The following is a 23,713-nucleotide window of genomic DNA, read 5'->3' as shown; positions in this document are numbered from 1 at the left end:
CACCATCCTATTGTCGTTTTAGTTGTCCTATTACAAACAATACCCATAACGATAAGGATTTAAACCTCGAAAAATGGTTTAGCTGAACAGATAGCTGACTGATTGCTGCTCATGAACGCGAATAATCGCTTCGGCCAGAAGCGGTCCGACTGAAAGCTGCTTAAAGCGTTCAATTTTCTTTTCTTCAGGAAGCTTGATGCTGTTTGTCACAACAAGCTCTTTAATTGTTGAATTATTAATCCGTTCAACCGCAGGGCCTGATAGTACAGGGTGTGTACAGCATGCATATACTTCTTTCGCTCCGTTTTCAACGAGCGCATTAGCAGCAAGTGTAATCGTACCTGCAGTATCAATAATGTCATCGATGAGGATAGCAGTCTTCCCTTCGATGTTACCTACAATATTCATGACTTCCGCCACGTTTGGACGCGGACGGCGTTTATCGATAATCGCAATTGGCGCTTTTAGTCGGTCAGCCAGTTTGCGGGCACGTGTCACACCGCCATGGTCTGGTGAAACAATGACGATATCTTCAAGATTTTTGCCTTCAAAATATTCTCCTAAAATCGGAACACCCATTAAGTGGTCAATCGGTATATCAAAGAATCCTTGAATTTGCGGCGCATGCAGGTCAAGTGCAATCACACGAGTCGCACCGGCTGTTTCAAGCAGGTTAGCGAAAAGTTTAGCTGTTATTGGCTCACGGGATCTTGCTTTTCTGTCTTGACGCGCATAACCGTAATAAGGAATAACAATGTTAATCGTTTTTGCAGAAGCGCGTTTTAACGCATCTACCATAATCAGCAGTTCCATAATATGCTCGTTAACGGGGTCACTTGTAGACTGGATGATGTAACAATCACATCCGCGAATACTTTCTTCGATATTAATTTGGACTTCCCCGTCACTAAATCTTGTGACAGAACATTTCCCTAATTGAACTCCAACTATATCTGCGATTTCTTTTGCAAGCTCTGGATTCGAATTCAAAGAAAAAATCTTTAAATTCTTATCTCCGTATTGATTAGACATGGATAAACCTCCGAATTTAGGATTATTTTTTATGAATATTTTTCACATAATCGTCTTTATTTACTTGTCTCGCTCTGGCAATAGCAAGTGCTTTTCCAGGTACATCTTCCGTAACAGTTGAACCTGCCGCCACATAAGCGCCTTCTCCGACTGTGACAGGGGCAACCAAGTTGGAATTGCAGCCGATAAACGCGCCATCTTCAATTTTTGTCAAATACTTATTCTTTCCATCATAATTGACAGTAATTGAACCGCAGCCCAGGTTTACATCAGTGCCTACCTCAGCATCGCCGACATAGCTTAGATGAGATGCCTTGCTTCGGTCTCCGAATTGAGTCTTTTTAATTTCTACAAAATTCCCGATCTTCACTTCATTTCCGATGACAGAATCAGGTCTGATGTGAGCAAAAGGTCCTATGTTTACATCATTCCCCACTTTACTGTGATTGACTACCGATTGTTTAATAACCGTACGGCTGCCAATGGCACTATTCATAATCTCCGTATGAGGGCCAATAATCGTATCTTCTCCGATTTGCACCTCACCTTTAATCACAGTTCCAGGGTAAATCACAGTATCGCTTCCGATAACAGCGTCAGGAGAAATATACGTATTCATCGGGTCGATCAACGTCACGCCATTTTGCATATGCCGTTTATTAATGCGCTCTTTCATAAATTGTTCTGCCTGAGAGAGAGCAACTCTATCATTAACTCCGAGCGTTTCTTGGAAATTACCAGTCTGGTAAGCGGCAACAGTTTCGCCTTCATTTTTAAGAATCTCTATGACATCCGGCAAATAATACTCGCCTTGGGCATTATCATTAGACACCAGATCAATAGCCCGAAATAGCGCTTCATTGTCAAAACAATACGTACCGGTGTTGATCTCAGTTACAAGACGTTCTTCTTCAGAGGCGTCCTTATGCTCAACTATTTTTTGAACCGCTCCGTTTTCGCTGCGAATAATGCGGCCGTATCCGGTTGGATCTTCTGCAACCGCAGTTAAAATCGTAGCTTTCGCTTCTCTTTGTGTATGTTCTTTCAGCATCTGTTCCATCGTCTCTGCTGTCAAAAGCGGCGTATCTCCGCAAATGACAATCGTGACGCCTTTTTCGTCAGCAAGAAATGGCTGTGCCTGTTTTACAGCATGAGCAGTGCCAAGCTGTTCTGCTTGAAGCGCGTACTCGCTTTTATCACCAAGCTGCTTTTTCACTTCTTCCGCACCATGTCCGACAATCGTGACAAGCTTCGATAAAGATAATTTTAAGGCTTCGTCCACGACGTGCTCTACCATAGGCTTACCGCAAACTGGATGAAGGACTTTATAAAGCTTCGATTTCATTCTCGTTCCTTGTCCAGCCGCTAAAACAACTGCAAACCGCTTATCCATTTATTGGCCTCCAATATCCCTTTTATCCATAGAAAAATATATCCTAAATATCTTCTGATTTCAAGGAGACTTCATGAAGTGCAAGAATTTTCTATTGAGTGCAACTAAGTTTGAAAAATCAGAATTAAAAAAAGGACCGCCGGCAAAAGGCTTATGTCAGCCCTTTCAGCAGTCCTTGCTTTTTGGTTATTTTTTAAGAAGCTCCAGCTTCTTCGAATTCTAATGCTTCAGTGTCACCCAGACGATGATACTCATTTAACACGGCATCTTGAATCTTTCCTCGCGTGCTTGAATTAATAGGATGAGCAATATCGCGGAACTCTCCATCAGGGGTGCGTTTACTCGGCATCGCAACGAAAAGACCATTGTTTCCATCAATCACACGAATATCATGTACAACAAATTCGTGATCCAGCGTGATGGATGCAATCGCTCTCATGCGACCATCGGTATTCACGCGGCGTAATCTTACGTCAGTAACTTCCACAGTAGTTCACCACCTTTTCCCTATATAAAAGCATTAGTGTATCAATTCCACGATTTTTTCTGAAATCCTGCTCGTTTTTAAAATATTTTTTGAAAAAATAGGATATAGTTACACAATTAGGTCATAAAGCTTTCATTTCGGGCATAAGGTAAATAAAAAAGTGATCCCGGGCTCTCCCAGAATCACTTTTCTTATTATTTCACCAGTGCAATAACTTCAATCTCGACTAACGCATCCTTCGGGAGTCTCGCGACTTCAACACAAGATCTCGCCGGTTTGTGAGTGTCAAAGTATTGTCCGTACACTTCGTTTACTTCCGCAAACTGTTCCATATCCGCGATAAATACAGTTGCTTTGACAACTGTTTCAAAAGAAGCACCCGCTTCTTCCAGAACCGCCTTTAAATTGCTGAATACTTGATGAGTCTGCTCCTTAATATCGCCGTTCACCATTTCGCCTGAGGGAGTCAAAGGGATTTGGCCTGAGCTGTAAAACATATTGTTGACGATAATCCCTTGTGAATAAGGCCCGATTGCCGCTGGGGCATGTTTTGTGTGGACTGCTTTTGTCATGATTCTGTCTCTCCATTCTTTAAAAGATTGTCTTTAAAAAAACGCAGAAAATTGCCATTCTGAATTTCAATGGACTTCTCTTTCATGTTGATGGTTGAAAGAGTAAGAAGTGACATATATTCATCAACAAGACGTTCATCTACTCCTTCGGCTTCAACTAAGACGCCGATTCCCGCCACATTTGCGTTAAACTCATCCAACAGGTTAATCATACCATTAATTGTGCCGCCTGCTTTCATAAAGTCATCAATAATGAGTACGTTTGAACCCGTTTTCATGCTTCTTTTCGCAAGTGACATTGTTTGAATGCGGTTTGAGGAGCCTGAAACGTAATTAATGCTGACTGTGGAGCCCTCTGTTACCTTATTGTCTTTACGAACGATCACAACAGGCACATTCAAATAGCTTGCAGCTGCGTACGCAAGAGGGATGCCTTTCGTGGCAACGGTCATGACAACATCAATTTCGCGCTCTGCAAACACGGAAGCAAACAGCTTCCCTACCTTGGAGAGTACAGATGGCTTTCCTAAGATATCCGTTAAATATACATAACCGCCCGGAAGGATACGCTCAGGATTTGCCAGCGACTGTCCAAGTGTCTGCACAAACTCTTCAGCTTCAGCCTGCTTCATTTTCGGAATATATTTAACGCCTCCGGCAGCTCCGGGAACAGTAAGCAAAGTACCAATCCCCTGCTGTTCAAAGGTTTGTTTAATAATTGTTAAATCTTCACTGATGGATGATTTTGCAGATTCATACCGCTCAGAGAAAAAGGTTAGCGGTATTAACTCGTGCGGATGGGTTAACAAATAATTTGTTAAGTCCACCAATCTGCCGCTGCGACGAAACTTCATGAACTTACCCCCAAAATCCGAATATTTTAAGATCAATATAACTTAACATACGGATTTAATCAAGAGCGTTCTGTTCGCCGATCATTCTCACCGCATAAACTTGATCGCAGAAGCCTCTTAACCCGTTATAAATTCTCTGCACCTTCGACTCATACTGAACCAGTCCAAACACTGTCGGGCCGCTCCCGCTCATTAGCACGGCATCTGCACCAAAGCGTTTCATCTGATTTTTGATCATCGCAACTTCAGGATGCATATCGAGCGTAACAGATTCAAGCACATTGCCTAAACGGCTGCACATCTTCTGAAAACTCTTTTCTTCTATCGCCTCGATCATGCCTTGTACATCGGGATGCTCTATACCATCCAGTTTCAGCGCTCTGTACACTTCAGCAGTTGAAACACCGATAGTCGGCTTCGCTAAAATGACCCAGCAGTGCGGAGGCGTGCTGATATGTTTAATTTTCTCGCCGCGCCCTGTTGCTAATGCAGTTCCGCCATAGACACAAAATGAAACGTCAGAGCCAATTTCCGCTCCAAGCTCAGCAAGCGTTTCCGCAGACAGATTTAAATTCCACAGTCTGTTCAGCCCTCTGAGCGTCGCCGCCGCATCACTGCTCCCGCCGGCAAGACCGGCAGCCACCGGAATTACCTTCGTAATCATGATGGAAACTCCCTTTTTCACGTTGTATCTGTCCTTGATCAGCTTGGCAGCCTGATAAGCTAAGTTTCTTTGGTCATCAGGCACAAATCGGTTGTGGGAGGAAACCCTCACTTCATCCTCTGCAAGCTCCGTCAATTCAATTCGATCAGCTAAATCAATTGTCGTCATGATCATTTCGACTTCATGATAGCCATCCGGGCGTTTTCGGGTGACGTCAAGTGACAGATTGATCTTAGCTGGCGCTTTTTCTAAAATACGCATAGCTTTCACCTACTTCTCCATCTAAACATAAGTATGAACATTGTATCACATTTGAAGTACAGGATGAACATATCCATATTCAGCCCATTATGTATTTATATCCAAAATAAAAAAACCAGGGAACAGCACGTCCCCCGGGTCACATCCTTATCGGTTATTCTGATTCTGAGCCATTTGCTGTTCGGCGATTTCTATAGCGCGCTTTACCATGTTACCGGCATCGCGAGCCCTAATTTCGCCCCAGCCGCCATTTTTTACTGTGTCATAAAAACCAAGGTCTTTAGCCAGCTCATATTTAAACTCATCTGACATAACTCCACGACGTCTGCCCAAACGAAACAACCCCTTTTTTAGAAGTGATAGCCATTCGTGCACGTCACGATAATATGTGACTGTTTTATCTTTTGTTAAATCAGATGGAACTTTCGTTTAAATTACTGGAAACCAAAAAAGGGCAAAACAAAAAGCAGTAAACAAAAGGTTCACTGCCCGTTAAAATGCCACTGAGCTTGCGGCGTCATCATTAAATGTCAGCTCAACAGTCTCAGTCAAAATATCAGCATAACTGTATGAAACTCTTTCAAACGAGTTCTCGTCTTGATCTAGTTGTATCACAAAAACAGAAGGGTACGTCTCAGCTAAAATGCCCGAACGCTCAATCGTTTTTCGGCGGCCACCGTTTGCTTTTAACGTCAGCCTTTTACCTAAATTCCCATCAAGCGATCTTTTAATATCGGACAACGTCTTCGCCATTGCATCCACCTCACTACATTTATTGTACAACACGAGCCCATTTTTGTCAAATAAAATTTAAATTATATCAACGTTAATAAGACGTTGTCAATAAAATTATTTTGACAAAATTCTATGATTCCTCAATTATGTTCCGCAAGTTTCGGTAAATTATGTATCATTATGTAAAATAAAAAACCCGCATAGCTCTCCTATGCAGGTTTTCAACTGTTAATTGGACTTATAAGGCATACCAATTCTCAGAACTCCTCTTGTTTCAATACCTCCAAGCCCTTTCTCTCTTGTCAGCGTATTACGGAGCACTTCCCATACATTAATCCGTTCCATAAACGGCGTAAAGCTGATCTTCGCGACGATATATACCGGATCAAGCGCATGAATATTAACTCTTGACGGTGAACTCGCAAAATTCGCACCCGCTCTGATGAGTGATTCAAAATGGGATTGGCAGGCCCCCGCAAAAATAACAAGCTGATCTAAGTGAGGGATCTTTTTTCGGGCTGTTTGAACTGTTTCAACAAAGTGCTTAGAATGTCTGTACGCATTCAAATCATCAATGCCGCCCTTTTGCTTCGAATACGCATCATGCCCTGTGATCACCAGGATATCAGGTCGATATTTGTCGAGCAATTCTTCAATAGAAGCAGACATTTTCTTTTCATGGCAATGGATGCCATAGACCGGCACTCCAATTTTTTTATAGACATTCAGGCATTTTTTCAGATATGCTTCATCGCCATCCAGATGAAGCACTTTGCCCGGCATATGGAAATAATGCTCCTGATGCTGATATTGGCTTGTCGCATAGTACTCCTGTTTTTCTCTGAGCAGCTTATAATCCTGGCGGAGCAATTCGAGCGACTCATTCATTCTGCTCTCATCTTTCTTTTTCCGCATCATCTGCTCATCTTTTTTCACTGCTACCAGATCAGAAAAATCCGAATCAGCAATCAGCCTGACTTCATCTCCATGCAAAATGGCAATTGAATTTCCTTTGCTTGTTTGCTCTATTCCTATAATTCGAAACAAAACATCCATCTGATAGGATTTTCTGGCTACCATATCCCCTATTTGAAATTGCACATTCCTCACTCCACACATAGACTAAGCCTCATCATGAAAGAAAGAGCCTTGAGAAAGCGCCTTTTTTCGCTGAGTCCAAGTTTTTTCTTATCATTGAATGAAAGGTCCTTCTCTAGCCTATGTAGCGGCAGTCCATGTGGTGCGCAAAACAAAAAGCCCTTTTAGAAAAGGGCTTTATACAATCCGTTAGACAGCGCTGCGAACTCCTCAATAGACAGAGATTCACCTCGGCGCTTACCGTCAATATTTGTTTCTTCAAGCACTTGCTCAATTGTTGATTTTTGCGCTTTTCCTTCAGGCAGATTGTTAACTAAGTTATTGAGCAGCGTTTTACGACGCTGTGCAAAGCTTGCCTTGATGAGCTGAAAGAAAAAGGATTCGTTTTCCACGTCCACTGCCGGGCCGTCTCGGAGAACCAGACGGATGACTGCGGAATCGACATTAGGCTGAGGAACAAATACGGTTTTCGGAACGATCATCACCGTTTTGGCTTCTGTATAAAACTGCACCGCGATTGAAAGCGAGCCGTACTCCTTAGATGAAGGATCAGCCGCCATGCGCTCAGCCACTTCTTTTTGCAGCATGACCACAATTCCTTTCAGCGGAAGATGTTCTTCAAGCAGTTTCATGATAATCGGTGTTGTTACGTAATAAGGAAGGTTGGCAACTACCATGATCTCATCACAATCTTGAAATTGTTCTTCAATGACCGATTTGACATCAGCCTTTAACACGTCATGATGAATGACAGTAACATTGTCGTAAGGTGACAGCGTATCCTTCAGAATCGGCAATAATCGCTGATCAATCTCAAATGCCACGACCTTTTTCGCCCGCTTGGCAAGCTGTTCGGTTAAAGCCCCGATTCCCGGGCCGATTTCAATGACACCTGTTTTCTCAGTCACTTCCGCGTGATCAACAATTCTGTTTAAAATGTTCGTATCAATTAAGAAATTCTGTCCTAAGCTCTTTTTAAAAGAAAAACCGTATTTCTTCAGTATCTCTTTCGTTCTAATCGGTGTCGCAATATCTTTATTCATTCTGTTCCTCCCGCATAACGGTATCGAGCGCACTCATAAAATCACTTTTTTTAATTTGAAACATTTGCAGCCGTTTTTGAAGCTGTTTGCCATTTGTATAGCCGATTTTCAACAGATCACCCAGTCGTTCCCGGCGGCGTTTGGCCGCAGGCCCGCCTATTAGTCCGGCATGAATCAAATCCTCAGCTGAAATGTCACTCGGCTGCGCTTCCATCTCCTCATGCACATTTTCTAAACATGCCCTAATGCTTTCAACCGATGCATGCTCCACACCAATTCCCCGCTTGTTTTTAGGTTTGGCAAGATGTTTTGGCAAAAATGCATGCTTACAGCCGGGTACAGCCTCTGAGATGGTTTTGCGAATCTTCTCTCCCGGAAAGTCCGGATCCGTTAAAATAATGACGCCTCTGGTCTTCTGGGCCAAACGGATTTGGTCAATAACATGATCATCGATGGCTGAGCCATTTGTTTCAATTGTGTCTGCATCAACAGCCAATTTGATGCGGGCCGTATCATCACGCCCCTCGACCACAATGATCTCTTTAATTTTCATTATTTCCTCCAAGACAAAATAAAAACTTTTGTATATTCATGAAACTTTTTCTTATGTCGAGCGTCTAATAAGCAGAAAATGCACTTTGTCTATTATAACGAAAAAAACAGAGGGCGCAAAACCCTCTGAATACATAAGTATATACTAATTTAAGATTTTAATTTTGACTGTTTTATTTCCCCATCGGTACGCCGATGATTTCTCTGGGAAAAAGACGTCTATCTTGTTCCCTTTAATCGCTGAACCGGTATCTGCAGCAATGGCATATCCATAGCCTTCCACGTGGACTTTGGAGCCTAGCGGAATGACATTTGGATCCACAGCGATGACTTTGGCATTCGGATTATTTTTTAAATTGACGCCTGTCGCTGTATGTCCTGAACAACCGCTGCAGCTTGCCGTATAAGCCGTAGATGATACAGTCATGACTTTGCCTGTTGATTCATTGCTGCGGGACACAACTGTTTTTGAATCACCTGAAGCACTGACCGTTTCAACTTTTGGACTGCTTTGCTTTGTGCCGACAGCAATCACTTTATCTTTGCTTTGTTCAGCTGTTTCTTCTTTTACAAGCTCTCTGGACACTTCTTTACCGTTTTCTTTAACGACTTCGAAATGTTTTTTTAGCTTGCCTTCTTTTCCTTTTTGGACGACCTTTTCTTTCCCTTTTTCAAGAGAAGCGTCTTCTTGCTTTTTCACATCGAACGCAATCTTCTCTTCAACTACATCGGTGACCTTTTCGATACGAGTAATTGTAATATCAGCCTTTCCTTTCGTCAGCTTTGCATCTAACGCAGGCTTGATTTTATCTTCGTCTTTTATGTTCATCTTTTGCTGTTTTAAAAAGTCAGCGACCGTAGTCGAAGTCGTCCAGATCTTCTTTTGTTTCCCTGCATCATTCACAGTAACCTGAAATGCGGGCTCTATGTTAATCTTCATGTCTTTCGAAATATCTGTATCTATTGCGGGATCAATTTGATCTTGTTCTTTCACATCAACATCTTGTTCGTCCAGTAATGCACCGACCGTTTTTGCTGTTGACCATAACGTCTTTTCTTCCCCGTTTATTGTAAGCTTCACAGGTTTTGCAGCCTCATACACAACGTCCATGTCTACTGTTATCTTTGTCTGTTTAGCAGGTGTGATCTTGTCTTCGTCTCTTGTCTTTATATCAAGCGTCTCCAAAAGATCACCGACTGTATTTGCATGTGTGCGTATATGTTTCTTTTTGCCATTGATAGAAACTGAGACTGATTGTTTCGTCAGCTCATGAGCCGCGTACGCAGTCCCGCTTCCTGCCAAAAGCAAACAAGCAGCAACCAGAATGACTTTGCTTTTGCTAAGCTTTACGGAAAACAGCTTTTTCATTTTTTGTGTGATGAAAAACGCCTCCTTCTCCTCGGAGAGATTATATAGAGTATCTAAAAGGCTGTCAACCCTCCCTTCTCTTTCTCCCAAAAGCTCAGTGTCCTCTTCATTATCCTGAAATACACTGAGAAACGGAAGAAAGACTTGTCGACAAACCTATCCTATGAGGAGAAGAAAGCATGTAGAACTTTTATAGAAAAACGCTGTAAGGGACAAGCTCTTACAAAACCCGCTAGCGTTTTTTGTCAGTTTATACGGAAAAGTCTTTTCGCATTTTCAGTCGTGATGGAAGCAATCTCTTCAAAGGTCATTTCTTTTAATTCGGCGATTTGTTCTGCCACATATTTCACATAGCTTGGCTCATTTCTTTTCCCGCGGAAAGGGTGCGGTGTGAGAAACGGGCAGTCCGTTTCAATCAGCAGCCGGTCATTGGGAATTTCCTTCACTACTTCCTTCGGTTTCTTCGCATTTTTAAATGTCACCGGTCCCCCAAATGATAAATAAAAATTCATTTTCATGCATTCTCTTGCCACTTCCGCACTTCCTGTAAAGCAGTGCATGATTCCGCCCACAGCTTCTGCGCCTTCCTCTTTCAAAATGGTCACGACATCCTCCGTTGCATCACGGTTATGAATGATAATAGGCAAATTGACCTCTTTCGCTAAGGCGATTTGTTTTCTAAACACCTCTTTTTGAATATCTTTAGGTGATTTATCCCAATGATAATCCAGTCCCATTTCCCCTATCGCTACCACTTTCTCATGAGCAGAAAGCTCTTTAATCCACGCTAAGTCTTCCTCTGTCATGTCAATAGCGTCAACAGGGTGCCAGCCAATGGCTGCATAAATAAAATCATATTCCTCAATCATTTCCATCGCACGGGTAATCGTCGGACGGTCAAAACCAACTACGACAATTCGTTCAACTTTTTCAGCTTTTGCCCGTTCAATAACCTCTTCAAGATCAGTATCATATTGTTCTGCATTTAAATGCGCGTGAGTGTCAAACAACATAAGTGACAAACTCCTTTCTTGTCGAAACACAAAAGGTGTTCGACGAATTGTTACACGTGAAACACCTTTTGTTTATCATTATTTAATTCTTGTGCCTTTTGGTAACGACTGATCGATAGATACGACCTTTAAAACGCCGTCTGCTTCTCCTGCAAGGATCATACCTTGAGAAAGCTCTCCTCTGAGTTTAACCGGTTTTAGATTTGTTACACAAACGAGTTTTTTTCCAACAAGCTCTTCAGGCGTATAATGCTTCGCAATGCCGGATACAACTTGGCGCTTTTCAAAACCAAGATCAAGCTGCAGCTTCAATAAACGGTCTGCTTTTTTCACTGGCTCTGCCTCAATGACCTCAGCTACGCGAAGCTCTACATCCATGAATTGATCAATCGTAATTTCAGGTAAACGATCGACCTCTTGCGGCTCTTCTTCTTTTGTTTCTTCTTTCGCTGGTGCTGAACCTTGCATTTTCCCTTTGATGTAAGCAATTTCTTCTTCTGCCTCTAAACGAGGGAACAATGGATCGCCTTTTTGTACTTTTGTATCTTTCAGCTGGCCGAAAGCTGTAATGCTGTCCCAAGCTTTTAAAGATTCATCAGTAATGCCCAGCTGCTCGAACATTTTTTCAGGTGTTTTTGTTAAGAATGGCTGAAGCAGTACCGCTGAAATACGCAATGATTCAGCGAGGTGATACATAACTGATCGCAATTCTTCTTCTTTTGCCGGATCTTTCGCAAGCACCCATGGAGCTGTCTCATCAATGTATTTGTTTGTGCGGCTGATGAGCTGCCATAAAGTCGAAAGTGCTACCGAGAACTCCATATTTTCCATTGCTTTCTCATAAGCTTTCACTGTTTCTTCAGCAACGGAAGTGAGCGTTTGGTCAAATTCCGTAACAGCACCTTTGTAAGAACCGATTTGTCCGTCAAAATACTTATTAATCATCGCAACAGTACGATTCAATAGATTTCCTAAATCATTCGCTAAATCATAGTTGATTCGCTCAACAAATCCTTCCGGCGTGAAAACACCGTCTGATCCGAACGGCACTTCGCGAAGCAAGTAATAGCGAAGTTCGTCTAAACCATAGCGTTCAATTAATGTAACCGGATCTACAACGTTCCCTTTTGATTTCGACATTTTTCCGTCTTTCATCAAAAGCCAGCCATGCGCGAATACTTGCTTTGGCAGCGGAAGATCCAGCGCCATCAGCATAATTGGCCAGTAAATAGTATGGAATCGTACAATCTCCTTACCGACTAAATGAACATCGGCAGGCCAATATTTTTGATAAAGCTCATCATTTTCTGTATCATAACCGAGTGCCGTTAAATAGTTAAATAGTGCGTCAATCCAAACATATACAACATGCTTTGGATTTTCCGGCACCTTCACGCCCCAATCAAAAGTGGTACGTGATACTGCCAAATCCTCAAGTCCAGGTTTGATAAAGTTATTAATCATTTCGTTTTTGCGTGATTCTGGCTGAATGAATGTCGGGTTTTCTTCATAGTATTTCAGAAGGCGATCCGCGTATTTCCCCATGCGGAAGAAATAAGATTCCTCTTTGATCAATTCAACTGGGTGACCGCTGTCAGGGCTTTTTCCGCCGATGACCTCTCCCTTTTCATTCCGCTCAATATCAACGAGCTGAGTTTCCGTGTAGAACGTTTCATCAGGGATGCTGTACCAGCCTTCATACTCATCAAGATAGATGTCCCCGTTATCAAGAAGCTTTTGAAACACCTTTTCAATGACAACTTTATGCCGTTTTTCTGTCGTGCGGATAAAGTCGTCGTTTGAGATTTCAAGCTGCTTCCACAGTTTTTGAATATCTGCCGCTGCGCGATCCACATACTCCTGAGGTGTAATGTTTTCCTGTTCAGCTTTTTGCTGGATCTTTTGTCCATGCTCGTCCGTTCCCGTTAAATAGCGAACATCGAACCCTTTTAATCTTTTGTAACGTGCCATTGCATCTCCTGCGACTGTCGTATATGCATGGCCGATATGTAATTTTCCGCTCGGATAATAAATCGGTGTTGTAATGTAAAATGTATTGTTTTCTTGCGGCATCTTGAAACCTCCTAATCAGAATGTCAAAAAGCTCCCGCCCAAAGGACGAGAGCGGCGATAAGTGCAAATCATATATGAATATTATTTATATTTATCCTTTATCTATGATACCATCTTAGCCTTTAAGATCAAGAATATATACATACACCCTGAAAAAGAATAATTAAAATTAAAAATCTTTAATGAAAATAAAAAAAGTCTGTTCGTGTCGAATTTTGTCGTATATAATCAAATGAAATAAAAAACTTTGGTTCGAAAGTCTTGATTTAAAAGGATTTTTAGTAGGATAATAGCTTTATTAAATATTTATAAAATGCTGTTATTTCGGTAGTTTCTAAGACATTACTGACTATAAGAACTAATTCTTACAATCAATAGTAAACAAAATGATTGACGATTATTGGAAACCTTGTTATGCTATGAAGGTAAGGATTTTGTCGAATAATGACGAAGAAAAATATAATTTAAACAAATAAGTATCTCTTGGGAGGAGAATGTTTATGAAATCTACTGGTATTGTACGTAAAGTTGATGAATTAGGACGTGTAGTTATTCCTATCGAACTGCGTCGTACTCTTGGAATCGCAGAAAAAGATGCTCTTGAAATCTATGTTGATGATGAAAAAATCATCCTTAAAAAATATAAACCAAACATGACTTGCCAAGTAACTGGTGAAGTTTCTGATGATAACCTTAAACTTGCAGGCGGTAAATTGGTTCTTAGTAAAGAAGGCGCTGAGCAAATCATCAGCGAAATCCAAAACCAGCTTCAAAACCTTAAATAATCATTTCTTGTACAAAAAACGTTCTTGTTATGACACAAGAACGTTTTTTTATTGCTTAATATGGTAAGCATCGTACACTTCACGCTTTGGTACATTGCGATCGACTGCTGCTTTTTTAATGGCTTCTTTAGAAGTAGCGCCTTTCGAGATGTAATGCTCGACATGTTCTTTCGCAGTGAGGGTTTCCCACCATTGTTCTTCCTCATCTACCTCTTCATTATTACTTCCTTCTACAACAAGACAAAACTCGCCGCGTATCTGATCCTCGTTTGCCCATCCAATGACCTCGGATATCGTTCCTCGGATAAACTCTTCATATTTCTTAGTGAGTTCACGCGTTACAGCAATTTCCCGATCTCCTAATATCTCTGCCATCGCTGACAAGGTTTCCTTCAATCTGTGAGGCGCTTCATAAAAAATGATCGTTTCCCGCCGTTTTTTAAGGGCTTCAAGCTCCTTCTTCTTTTCTTTTTTCTGTCTGTTGAGAAAACCGTAAAAGAAAAAAGGCTGCGGTACAATACCTGATGCAATAAGAGCTGTTAATGCAGCATTTGCTCCCGGCAACGGAACAACATAACCGCCTATATCCGTAAAATCCTTTACAATTTCCGCTCCGGGATCAGAAATCGTCGGCAGACCGGCATCACTGACAAGAGCAATGTTTTTTCCCGATTTCAGCCATTCAATAATTTTGTGCCCACTGCTTTCTTTATTGTGTTCGTGATAGCTGACGAGCGGTGTTTCAATTTCATATACATGACAAAGCTTTTTCGTTTGCCTCGTATCTTCCGCAGCAATCGCATCCACTGATTTCAGCGTGTCGATCGCCCGGAATGTCATATCCTCTAGATTTCCGATTGGGGTTGGGACCAAGTAAAGAATCCCCATGTCCGACTTTCCATTAAAGCTCATTTGGCGCCTTAACATATACAGCCTCCTTGCTGTTTCGCTTTTCTTCTATATAAAGCTCTTTTTTCTTCCGAGTTAGTTTTTTGAAATAATATTCCGCCTGCATAGCTTCCCGCTTTGTTGAAAAGCTCTCGGCAAAAATTAATTCAACCGGACGTCTTACTTTTGTGTACTTTGCGCCCTTTCCATCATTGTGTGTTTTCACTCGTTTATGAAGATCGTTGGTATACCCGGCATACCAGCTATTGTCCTTACATTTCACGACGTAGAAGAAATGGTTATTTGTCTCCATATAAAATGGTCCTGATTTCTTTTGTATATTCATTTTGATCATCATAAACGAATAAAGGAGGAAGAATTTTTAAATCCGGGCGCCCGCCTTTGATACCTTCAACCAAAATGGTATTGGCTTCTTTCCCTTGCTTCGGATAGACAAATTGTACACGTTTCGGCTCGATTTGATAAGCCTTCATCAGTTCAAAAATCTCCAGAAGCCTTCCCGGCCGGTGAACAAGAGCTGCTTTTCCCCCTTGCTTGAGCAGCTTGCTGCTGACTGAAATGACCTCCTCCAGCGTGCAGTGGATTTCATGTCTTGCGATTCGGAGATGCTCGTTCATATTTTGTTCAGTTTGTTTCGGCGTTTTAAAATACGGCGGATTGCAGGTGACAACATCATATCGATTATGTCCAAGTTTCTCCGGCATGTTTTTCAGGTCATCATGTATGATCTCGATCTGATCGTCCAGCTTATTATACTCCACGCTGCGAATAGCCATATCATGCAGCCTTTCTTGTATTTCGACTCCCAGAATGTCTGCTTTTGATCTTGTACTGAGCAGCAGCGGCACAATACCATTGCCGGTGCATAAATCAACGATTTTCCCTTTTTGAATCGGAACGTACGCAAATTTGGACAGAAGCACAGCGTCCAACGAAAAAGCAAACACTGTTGGGCTTTGTATGATTTTCATGTCCTCTGCCAGCAAATAGTCTAATCTTTCATCATCATGTAATGAAACCATCTTCTTATCCTTTCAGTACCTTTGAAAAAGGCTCCCGTCTTATGCGGAAGCCTTTTCCCTATTTTTTATTTAAGAATGACAGACAGAAAAGACAATCCTCTTTTCGAACACTTCCATAGTGGACATTGCAGATATGAAATCCTTCTTGATACAGACGTGCCAGATTATCATATCCTTCCCCTATATCAGTTTGCTCTGTCTTCTGTGTTTTTGATTCTTTTTTATCAGCTTTGAACTTTTCAATCTGCTGCGTCGTATCGTCCAGCCGTTTGCGCAAATGCTTGTTTTCAAGCTGTAAATGATGATTTTCCTCAATCATCTCACCGATATGCTGCTTCAAATCCCCCAGCTGCCGGTACAGTGAACCAATTTGTTCTTCTAAGTTAATGACTGTATCAAATAACTCTTTTTTATCCAAGGTTCCACACCTCGTTAATCTGTGGTTTGTGCGGATACGACGCCCTCTTCCAAGAGCTCTTCCCAAGTATATTCTATCACTTTTTCACGGTTTATCAGTTCCACCTGAAGCACCCGTTCCAGAATATTTAGTCCGACGACCTTCGCGGGACCGTTTGCTGTCGTAATCATTTCTCCTATATCCGGAAGCTGTTCTTTTGCCGTCTCATACTCATCGTTCTCATATTTTAGACAGCACATCAATCGTCCGCAAAGACCCGAAATCTTCGTAGGATTTAAAGACAAGTTCTGATCCTTGGCCATTTTAATGGAAACGGGTTCAAAATCTCCAAGAAACGTTGAACAGCAAAGCATTCTTCCGCAAGGACCGATTCCTCCGAGCATTTTTGCCTCATCCCTCACTCCGATTTGGCGCAGCTCAATTCTTGTCTTAAAGATAGAAGCCAAATCCTTTACAAGCTCTCTAAAGTCGACTCGGCCGTCAGCAGTGAAGTAAAAAATGACTTTATTGCGATCAAACGTGAATTCAACATCGACCAGCTTCATATCCAAGCCATGCTCAATCACTTTCTTTTGGCAGATATCAAATGCTGATAGTGCTTCCTGTTTATTTTCTTCTACAATGAGAAGATCGCGCTCGTCAGCTACACGTATCACTTTTCGAAGGGGAAGCACCACATCATGCTCATCCACCTGTTTATTTGCAATTACGACCTGGCCGTACTCAACGCCTCTGACAGTTTCTACAATTACGCAGCTGTCATGTTCTATATGAAATCCATTCGGATCAAAATAATATATTTTACCCGCTTTCTTAAAGCGGACACCAATTACATTGTACAAGCTTATCCCTCCTGCAACATTAACACCAAGTGCTCCATTAATCCTTGTACATTCACATTGGAATGAAGCCGTTTCTTTGCTTCTAAAACAGCAAGTATCTGATTCGTAACGCTTTGTTGTGTTGATTGTAGCGCATGCTGTTTTATTGATTGGAATAAGTCTTGATAAATCAATTTATCTTCATTTCCTATTTGGATGGACAACACATCACGATATATCAATAAGAGCATATCAAGACCCATTTCTTGATGGGTTTTTTCTTTGAAAAAGGGCATCCATTGATCTTGAATAAAGAAAAAAGCATGTCCTTTCCGCTGGTGTAGGACTTCATACAATTTTATCACTTTCGCTCTAGACTCTGCAAACTCATCATTTCGACTTAATTCGACTGCTTCTGCTACATTATTGGTCATGTTGGCCAGAAGCCTTGCCATATGAGGCGAGACGTCCTGTTCGATCAGTCTGTCTTCAATTGCTTTCGGCTGCAAAGGCTGAAAAGGAAGGGTTTGGCATCTTGAAATGATGGTATCCAATAACCTTTGGGGCTGCTCAGTGATGAGGACGGCCATTGTGTCTTTGTTCGGTTCTTCTAAAAATTTCAGCAGGCTGTTCGCCGCATTTGCTGTCATTTGATCTGCGTGCGAAATAATATACAGCTTTTTATGCGATTCAAGTCCTGTCTTAGAAAACTCTTCTTGGAGCGCTTGAATTTGCGCCTTTTTGATTGATAAGCCATCAGGCTGAACAAGATGGAGATCAGGATGGTTCCCTGACTCTATCCGTTTACAGTTTCGGCAGCTCTCGCAAGGCTCCGCGCCATCCTCCAGACAAAAGAAGCTTTTTGCAAGAAGCAGCGCGGCATCAAGCTTGCCTGTTCCTTTTTTCCCCTCAAACAAATAAGCGTGTGATAGTCTGTCCTTCTCAATACTATTATATAAAAGCTTCATCACTCTGGGCTGAAGCTCGTTCATTTCCTTCCAGGATATTGCCATTGTATCACTCTCTATGTGTAAAGGTTAATTAATAAACCTTTTATTTCGCCAATACGCTCCAGCAAATCAATTGCCGGTTTTTCCTGATCCATCATCTCTTCCGTAAGCTGTATCAATTTGTCATCTATTTCTTTCACAAGTCCCAGCGTTCTGCTGTTCCCGTAAAGGTCAAAGCTTTTCGATGTTTCATGTGAAAGGCCGCTGTCCACAGCTTCTTTGACAAAACGTTTCACAAGTCCTTTAAATCTCGCTAAGTCTTTAAAATTCCGAGATTTCGTTAGCCTTTTTCCGAATGCCTCTATATCAGATAACAGCCTGGTAAGCTGATCAAGCTTCATTTTGCTGCTTTGGTTTTCCATTGATGTTTTAAACGATGCTGTGATCTCAGATGTTTTCACAGAGGGAATCTGCTTATTATCTATAAATGTACGTATATCTTTATTAATTTTCACAGTTTCAGATCCTTAAAATTGATGAAATTCATCGACTGGAAGGACAAATACTGTCGCTCCGCCAACTTCAACTTCGACTGGATAAGGGACATAAGAATCAGCATTTCCGCCCATTGGAGATACAGGGGCAATCATCTGATCACGTTTCTGCCCGTTTTCTTTAATGAGACTCAACGCTTTATTGACGCGTATATCCTCGACACCGATCATAAACGTTGTATTGCCTGATTTAAGAAATCCTCCTGTCGTCGCAAGCTTTGTGACTCTGAAGTTGTGATCCGTTAAGGTTTTCAAAAGTCTGTTGCTGTCCTGATCTTGTACAACTGCCACTATCAATTTCATCTGTGAAGGCCTCCTTTAGATTGGAAACAACGTGATCTCGTTTACATTATTATATCAACTATTGGGAAACAGGTCACAATTGAATTTTTTTCAACGCTTCATCGATTACCTTTAGAACATCCTGAACGACGAGGTCTTTGGATTGCCCGGCATCAACTGAATGAAATCTTTCCGGAAATCGCTTCATCAGCTCTTGATAACCTTCTTGTACTTTTGTATGAAAGTCCAGTTTTTCTAAATCGAGCCTGTTTTTCTCCCGTGAGCCGTTTGCGTAAATACGCTTCAGTCCTTCTTCCGGATCAATTGAAAAATAAACCGTTACATGGGGCATCATATCTCCAATGGCAAATTCATTAATCGACAGAACCTCATCAATTCCAAGTCCTCTTGCATATCCTTGATACGCAAGAGAACTGTCTATAAATCTGTCGCAAAGAACGATAAACCCCTGTTCTAAAGCAGGTTTTACTTTTTCAACTAAATGCTGGCGCCTTGCAGCCGCATATAAGAGAGCTTCTGTTTTTGGGTCCATTAATGTGTTGTTCTCATTCAGAATAACCTCTCGAATTTGTTCTGCAATATCTATTCCGCCTGGCTCTCGAGTTGCCATAACCTGAAGGCCTTCTGCTGTCAGTATGTTTTTGATCTCCTGCAGAACAGTCGTTTTTCCTGCACCTTCAGGACCTTCGAATGTAATAAATAAACCGCTCATGATTTCTCCTCTTCTATATAAACAAGTAGTTGTTTCTCTTTGGTTTTCATATTCCCTTGAACATGCGTTTTCATGCTGATCAAGCGGCTGAGCTTTTGCACACTTTCTTTTGTTATTCTTTCTCCCGCCATAATCATCGGGATACCCGGAGGATAAGGGATGATATCTTCTGCATTCAGCCGGCCAGCTGCTTCCTCAAAGCTCACATATTCTTTCTTAAACGAATGTAAGACCTTTTTTGGATAAGGCAAGACAGTAACAGGCTGCACACCCCATTCTGCAGAAACAAACGTCTGATCCGGAGGCGTTTTCTCAATCTCTTCATCGATGCTTCTAATGGTTTCAGCGTTTATGCTCCGTTTTCCTCCCAATGGGAGAACGAGCAGAACTTGATTTTCATCAGCAAGCTCAGTGAATATGTTAGCACGCTCTAAAATGCTTTGCAGCGTATAGCCAGAATGCCCGCGTTTTGAACGAATTGTGAGCTTCAGCGGGTCCGTGATGATCAGTGGATTAGCAGGGTTAACAGCTTCAGCATTTGTAAGTGAATCAAACGTTTGTTTAAGTGTTTGTATCCGCTGCAGAATGTCAGAAAGCTTTTGTTCTTCTATAATATGCTGTACATAAGCGCGGGCAATATCTAACGAAGCCATAATCGGATAAGACGGGCTGCTGCTTTGTAATCGGTTTAAATACTCTGCCACCCGATCCCTGTTAATCCTGCAGCTGCTGTTGAGATGCAAATAAGAACCCATCGTCATGGCAGGCAACGTTTTGTGGGCCGACTGAACAACAATATCTGCCCCCATTTTTAAAGCTGAGACCGGAAAAGGCTCACCTAAAATAAAATGTGCGCCATGCGCTTCATCGACCAAAACAGGAATCCCGTAATGATGGGCTTCAGTAATGATCTCAGTCAAATCAGCACTATGTCCGTAATATGTCGGATTGGTAAGTACCAAGCCTTTCGCATCTGGATATGCTTCCAGGGCCTCTTTAATTGTTCCAAGCGGAACATGCGTAGGCACATGCATCGCTGAATCAACGTCAGGTGCAAGATAAACCGGCTCAGCACCGGACAAATCAACAGCATGAAATACAGATTTATGACAGTTTCTTTGAACCAGAATTGTATCACCAGGTTCACAAACAGATAAAATCATCGCTAAGTTTCCGACAGTCGTACCATTTACCAGAAAAAAACTTTCCGCCGATCCATATAATTGACTGGCAAGCTCCTGAGCTTCCTTAATCACCCCAGAAGGATGATGGAGATCATCCAGTCCTGCCAGTTCAGTTACATCAATGGTGAGAAGCGGATCGAATATTGACTTAGCGTCATCAAAAAAGACATCTCCATTGTGATGTCCCGGAACATGAAATGAATGAGAATTTCTTCTCGCATGTTGAATTAATGCTTTATATAAAGGTGTGTTCATGAAAACAATCCTTTGAATGTGTCTTCTTACACCTTATTATATCGTGCCTCTGACAGAACTTAAAGCCAGACTTACTGGTAACTATCTTTCCTTTATTGTAAGCAGCTTTTGCTTTAGGTCGCCTTCCATCATCATCAGCTCTTCTTCTGCCTGACGGCGTTTGATTCGTCCTTCTTCTTGTATAGTCAGTGTTTCTTCAAGCGTGCTTATTAAGCTTTCCTGCACCTTTTTTAAGGTATCTATATCAACAAGGCCTCGTTCATTTGCTCGTACAGTTTCAATTGTATTGGTTTTTAAAAGCTCCGCATTTTTCAGCAAAAGCTCATTGGTTGTATCAGATACTTTCTGCTGTGCATCCACTGCATTGCGCTGCCTTAAAAGCGTCAGTGCAATGGCAACTTGATTTTTCCATAACGGAATCGCTGTCACAATGGATGACTGAATCTTTTCAGCTAACGCTTGGTTTGTATTTTGAATCAGCCTGATTTGCGGTGCACTTTGGATTGTAATTTGCCTGCTCAGCAGCAAATCATGCACCCTTTTATCTAACCGGTCAGCAAATTGAATTAAATCATTCACCTCTTGAACGGCCATTTGGTTATGATCACTCGATTCAGCCTGTTGCTTCAGTTCAGGAATCGTTTTTGTTTTTAATTCCTCCAGCTTCAGTTCTCCTGCAGCAATATAAACATTCAGCGCGGCAAAATATTCTTTATTTTTTTCATATAACTGCTCTAACAGCTTGTTGTCACTGATTAAAGCATTTTTAGAGTGCTCCAGCTTCAAGCTGATTTTGTCTATCTGCACACTGGTCTTTTGGTATTTAGACAGCACCTCTTGAAGAGAACTTGATACTCTTCCAAACATGCGTGCCAAAAAACCCTTTTTCTTAGATTGGAGATCATCAGGATTTACTTGCTCCAGCTTTTTCATCAGCTCTCCAAGTATTTCGCCAATCTCCCCGACATCCTTCTTTTGAACATGATTAATCATATCATGAGAAAAGTTCAGCAGTTTAGATTGAGCTTGTGAACCGTATAAGACAATGCTTTGCATATTTTTATGATCAATCTGTCCAGCAAGCTGAATTGCTTTTTCCTTGTTTTCCTCAGGAAGAACATCAACAAGCCGTACTTGCTCTTTCTCTGCTTTTACAGCCTCCGAACCTGGTATCTCTATGTTACCACCAAAAGGATCTGCCAATAATTCATCTATATGAAGGTCGCTTTGGTCTCGGTTCATCGCTCTTACCCTCTTCCCTTATTTCTTTAATGAATGTTTTGCTGCGTCTAATTCAAACTGCAACTCGTCAATTTCATCACCCATTGCTTGAGTTAAATCTTCCTCTAAACGCTTGGTCAATTCAGTAAGAGTGATGCGTGTCTCACTTAACGACATCGACAGTTCTTTGCTTTTTTTTGGGTGAGATGATAGAAAAGCATACTTCTCTGTCAATTCAACAACCGAATCGAGAGTTTGATAAAAAAATCGTTCTGCCTGATAAAACCGCTTTGGCTCTTTTTTGGTGAGGAGATAAATCCTTCTCACAATCCTTAGCATTTCTGCATTTTGCTTAAACATTTGAATGCTTTTAGCCTGAAACAAGGCTTTCCTAAGACGGACCATTTTCTGCCTTGCTTCCTCTAAGTTTTTCTTAATGTAAGCATACTCTCTTCCTGTCAATTCATGCTTTTTAAGAAATAACCGTCTTGCATTCCAGATGCCAGCTATATATACTGCTGCTCCAGAAGCAAGCCCATAAACAATAGATAAAAAAAGCGACTGGTTTAAACCAAAAAAGCTCAATATTCCAATGAAAACAAAAGTCGCACTGCTAGTTAAACTCCACACCAAAAAGTGAAAAAATCTCTGCATGAGATAATCGACTCCTGTGTCTATACTCAGTTTTAATATTATTATCTACTACGTTCAATCCTTAAACAAGTTTCATCTTCTTTTTATTATTAAGAGTACAAAAAAAGACCTTTTCAGGTCTATGAATATAATGGCGGTGTATGAATGCTCTTTAGTTTTTTTACGTAAAACGCATAGTCAGGATCAGAAGTTGGTGTAGAAATTACTTTTCTCTCACAATCTAAGCATATGAATTTCGTATAAAGATGAATGCCTCTATTCTTCTCTTGATCACAAATCACACATGTATGATTAAGTTTAACTGTTTCGTCCATCTTCTCCACCTCCGTACAGTTAGCCTCCCCTTAAAACGGATATTGTATACACTATTTAGACCTTTTTGAAACTTTAAATCAGTATATGGGCTATATAAGCCCTCGGTGTTTGTATTTGTTTGATTTTCTCGATCTTGAGTAAACAAAAAACCCAGCTCATTAAGCTGGGTTTAAGCTTGCTTGGCGGCGTCCTACTCTCACAGGGGGAAACCCCCGACTACCATCGGCGCTGAAGAGCTTAACTTCCGTGTTCGGTATGGGAACGGGTGTGACCTCTTCGCTATCGCCACCAAACAAATTGAGAGTGTTCTCTCAAAACTAGATAACAGGTGTGACATCATTCAAAAATATGGTTAAGTCCTCGATCGATTAGTATCTGTCAGCTCCATGTGTCGCCACACTTCCACCTCAGACCTATCAACCTGATCATCTTTCAGGGATCTTACTTCCTTGCGGAATGGGAAA

The 23,713-nt window shown here is 41.5% G+C and carries 28 protein-coding genes and 2 rRNA genes (1 of these 30 running past the window's edge); 1 reads left to right on the top strand and 29 read right to left on the bottom strand.

Going from position 1 to position 23,713, the window contains the following annotated elements:
• Window positions 1–78 precede the first annotated feature (78 nt).
• From MHI44_RS11840 to metG, 14 genes are all read right to left on the bottom strand, one after another.
• Window positions 79–1,032, bottom strand: a complete 954-nt coding sequence (locus tag MHI44_RS11840) for a ribose-phosphate diphosphokinase (RefSeq protein ID WP_003218353.1) — start codon at window positions 1,030–1,032, stop codon at window positions 79–81.
• Between the two features lie 22 nt (window positions 1,033–1,054).
• Window positions 1,055–2,425 (bottom strand): bifunctional UDP-N-acetylglucosamine diphosphorylase/glucosamine-1-phosphate N-acetyltransferase GlmU, encoded by a 1,371-nt coding sequence (gene glmU / locus MHI44_RS11835; RefSeq protein WP_017696375.1) that lies wholly within the window; start codon window positions 2,423–2,425, stop codon window positions 1,055–1,057.
• Window positions 2,426–2,618: 193 nt separating this feature from the next.
• On the bottom strand, window positions 2,619–2,912 hold the full coding sequence (gene spoVG / locus MHI44_RS11830) for a septation regulator SpoVG (RefSeq protein WP_003218346.1): 294 nt from the start codon (window positions 2,910–2,912) through the stop codon (window positions 2,619–2,621).
• A gap of 194 nt (window positions 2,913–3,106) precedes the next feature.
• Window positions 3,107–3,484, bottom strand: a complete 378-nt coding sequence (gene ridA, locus MHI44_RS11825) for a 2-iminobutanoate/2-iminopropanoate deaminase (protein ID WP_003226738.1) — start codon at window positions 3,482–3,484, stop codon at window positions 3,107–3,109.
• Window positions 3,481–4,338, bottom strand: coding sequence for a pur operon repressor (purR, locus tag MHI44_RS11820; RefSeq protein WP_003218342.1), 858 nt, complete (start codon window positions 4,336–4,338; stop codon window positions 3,481–3,483). Before purR ends, ridA begins: the two co-directional genes overlap by 4 nt.
• Before the next feature lie 55 nt (window positions 4,339–4,393).
• Window positions 4,394–5,263: a 4-(cytidine 5'-diphospho)-2-C-methyl-D-erythritol kinase gene (gene ispE / locus MHI44_RS11815; protein ID WP_003226742.1), complete on the bottom strand. Its 870-nt coding sequence runs from the start codon at window positions 5,261–5,263 to the stop codon at window positions 4,394–4,396.
• Window positions 5,264–5,410: 147 nt separating this feature from the next.
• The gene (locus tag MHI44_RS11810; protein WP_003218333.1) at window positions 5,411–5,596 is read right to left on the bottom strand and encodes a small, acid-soluble spore protein, alpha/beta type; all 186 of its coding nucleotides are present in this window, start codon (window positions 5,594–5,596) and stop codon (window positions 5,411–5,413) included.
• 159 nt (window positions 5,597–5,755) lie between these two features.
• Window positions 5,756–6,016, bottom strand: coding sequence for a Veg family protein (locus MHI44_RS11805; RefSeq protein ID WP_003218330.1), 261 nt, complete (start codon window positions 6,014–6,016; stop codon window positions 5,756–5,758).
• 210 nt (window positions 6,017–6,226) lie between these two features.
• A complete protein-coding gene (gene prtG / locus MHI44_RS11800; RefSeq protein ID WP_014475574.1) occupies window positions 6,227–7,099 on the bottom strand; it encodes a sporulation-specific protease PrtG in 873 nt (290 codons plus the stop codon).
• 161 nt (window positions 7,100–7,260) lie between these two features.
• The gene (gene rsmA / locus MHI44_RS11795) at window positions 7,261–8,139 is read right to left on the bottom strand and encodes a 16S rRNA (adenine(1518)-N(6)/adenine(1519)-N(6))-dimethyltransferase RsmA (protein WP_029317169.1); all 879 of its coding nucleotides are present in this window, start codon (window positions 8,137–8,139) and stop codon (window positions 7,261–7,263) included.
• Window positions 8,132–8,692 (bottom strand): ribonuclease M5, encoded by a 561-nt coding sequence (gene rnmV / locus MHI44_RS11790; protein WP_015253010.1) that lies wholly within the window; start codon window positions 8,690–8,692, stop codon window positions 8,132–8,134. Before rnmV ends, rsmA begins: the two co-directional genes overlap by 8 nt.
• Window positions 8,693–8,836: 144 nt before the next feature.
• A complete protein-coding gene (locus MHI44_RS11785; protein WP_339201985.1) occupies window positions 8,837–10,150 on the bottom strand; it encodes a ubiquitin-like domain-containing protein in 1,314 nt (437 codons plus the stop codon).
• 155 nt (window positions 10,151–10,305) lie between these two features.
• Window positions 10,306–11,073 carry a TatD family hydrolase gene (locus MHI44_RS11780; protein WP_014475570.1) on the bottom strand — a complete coding sequence of 256 codons (768 nt, stop codon included), beginning with the start codon at window positions 11,071–11,073 and terminating at the stop codon, window positions 10,306–10,308.
• Window positions 11,074–11,151: 78 nt separating this feature from the next.
• Window positions 11,152–13,146 (bottom strand): methionine--tRNA ligase, encoded by a 1,995-nt coding sequence (gene metG, locus MHI44_RS11775; RefSeq protein ID WP_015253011.1) that lies wholly within the window; start codon window positions 13,144–13,146, stop codon window positions 11,152–11,154.
• 494 nt (window positions 13,147–13,640) lie between these two features.
• Here metG and abrB point away from each other — a divergent pair, with 494 nt between their 5' ends.
• Complete coding sequence (gene abrB / locus MHI44_RS11770; RefSeq protein ID WP_003226760.1) at window positions 13,641–13,931, top strand: transition state genes transcriptional regulator AbrB; 291 nt, start codon at window positions 13,641–13,643, stop codon at window positions 13,929–13,931.
• Window positions 13,932–13,979: 48 nt separating this feature from the next.
• On the opposite strand, the gene rsmI is transcribed toward abrB, so the two are convergent.
• The 15 genes from rsmI to MHI44_RS11695 form a co-directional block, all read right to left on the bottom strand.
• Window positions 13,980–14,858: a 16S rRNA (cytidine(1402)-2'-O)-methyltransferase gene (gene rsmI / locus MHI44_RS11765; RefSeq protein ID WP_019712967.1), complete on the bottom strand. Its 879-nt coding sequence runs from the start codon at window positions 14,856–14,858 to the stop codon at window positions 13,980–13,982.
• Window positions 14,833–15,132: a GIY-YIG nuclease family protein gene (locus MHI44_RS11760; protein ID WP_003242983.1), complete on the bottom strand. Its 300-nt coding sequence runs from the start codon at window positions 15,130–15,132 to the stop codon at window positions 14,833–14,835. The genes rsmI and MHI44_RS11760 overlap by 26 nt, the downstream gene beginning before the upstream one ends.
• On the bottom strand, window positions 15,119–15,862 hold the full coding sequence (locus tag MHI44_RS11755) for a tRNA1(Val) (adenine(37)-N6)-methyltransferase (protein WP_213420508.1): 744 nt from the start codon (window positions 15,860–15,862) through the stop codon (window positions 15,119–15,121). The genes MHI44_RS11760 and MHI44_RS11755 overlap by 14 nt, the downstream gene beginning before the upstream one ends.
• A 58-nt stretch (window positions 15,863–15,920) precedes the next feature.
• On the bottom strand, window positions 15,921–16,280 hold the full coding sequence (gene yabA, locus MHI44_RS11750) for a replication initiation-control protein YabA (protein WP_003218308.1): 360 nt from the start codon (window positions 16,278–16,280) through the stop codon (window positions 15,921–15,923).
• A 14-nt stretch (window positions 16,281–16,294) separates the two neighbouring features.
• Window positions 16,295–17,122, bottom strand: a complete 828-nt coding sequence (gene ricT / locus MHI44_RS11745; RefSeq protein WP_003226767.1) for a competence/sporulation regulator complex protein RicT — start codon at window positions 17,120–17,122, stop codon at window positions 16,295–16,297.
• A gap of 2 nt (window positions 17,123–17,124) precedes the next feature.
• On the bottom strand, window positions 17,125–18,114 hold the full coding sequence (gene holB, locus MHI44_RS11740; protein ID WP_003226770.1) for a DNA polymerase III subunit delta': 990 nt from the start codon (window positions 18,112–18,114) through the stop codon (window positions 17,125–17,127).
• 11 nt (window positions 18,115–18,125) lie between these two features.
• On the bottom strand, window positions 18,126–18,566 hold the full coding sequence (locus tag MHI44_RS11735) for a YaaR family protein (protein ID WP_009966249.1): 441 nt from the start codon (window positions 18,564–18,566) through the stop codon (window positions 18,126–18,128).
• A gap of 12 nt (window positions 18,567–18,578) precedes the next feature.
• Complete coding sequence (gene darA, locus MHI44_RS11730; RefSeq protein ID WP_003242755.1) at window positions 18,579–18,908, bottom strand: cyclic di-AMP receptor DarA; 330 nt, start codon at window positions 18,906–18,908, stop codon at window positions 18,579–18,581.
• A gap of 73 nt (window positions 18,909–18,981) precedes the next feature.
• Window positions 18,982–19,620: a dTMP kinase gene (gene tmk, locus MHI44_RS11725; RefSeq protein ID WP_015253015.1), complete on the bottom strand. Its 639-nt coding sequence runs from the start codon at window positions 19,618–19,620 to the stop codon at window positions 18,982–18,984.
• Window positions 19,617–21,059, bottom strand: coding sequence for an aminotransferase class I/II-fold pyridoxal phosphate-dependent enzyme (locus MHI44_RS11720; protein WP_339201983.1), 1,443 nt, complete (start codon window positions 21,057–21,059; stop codon window positions 19,617–19,619). The genes tmk and MHI44_RS11720 overlap by 4 nt, the downstream gene beginning before the upstream one ends.
• 81 nt (window positions 21,060–21,140) lie before the next feature.
• Window positions 21,141–22,301: a toxic anion resistance protein gene (locus MHI44_RS11715; RefSeq protein ID WP_033885427.1), complete on the bottom strand. Its 1,161-nt coding sequence runs from the start codon at window positions 22,299–22,301 to the stop codon at window positions 21,141–21,143.
• A gap of 18 nt (window positions 22,302–22,319) precedes the next feature.
• The gene (locus MHI44_RS11710; protein ID WP_167407779.1) at window positions 22,320–22,934 is read right to left on the bottom strand and encodes a 5-bromo-4-chloroindolyl phosphate hydrolysis family protein; all 615 of its coding nucleotides are present in this window, start codon (window positions 22,932–22,934) and stop codon (window positions 22,320–22,322) included.
• A gap of 119 nt (window positions 22,935–23,053) precedes the next feature.
• Window positions 23,054–23,248: an anti-sigma-G factor gene (gene csfB, locus MHI44_RS11705; protein WP_339201982.1), complete on the bottom strand. Its 195-nt coding sequence runs from the start codon at window positions 23,246–23,248 to the stop codon at window positions 23,054–23,056.
• Between the two features lie 178 nt (window positions 23,249–23,426).
• Window positions 23,427–23,542 (bottom strand): 5S ribosomal RNA (gene rrf, locus MHI44_RS11700).
• A 55-nt stretch (window positions 23,543–23,597) separates the two neighbouring features.
• Window positions 23,598–23,713: ribosomal RNA gene (locus tag MHI44_RS11695) — 23S ribosomal RNA — on the bottom strand (it continues 2,812 nt past the right edge of the window).

This window comes from Bacillus sp. FSL K6-1366 (genome assembly GCF_037976695.1).
Lineage (GTDB): Bacteria > Bacillota > Bacilli > Bacillales > Bacillaceae > Bacillus > Bacillus subtilis.
This window is presented reverse-complemented; position numbering and strand designations above follow the sequence as displayed.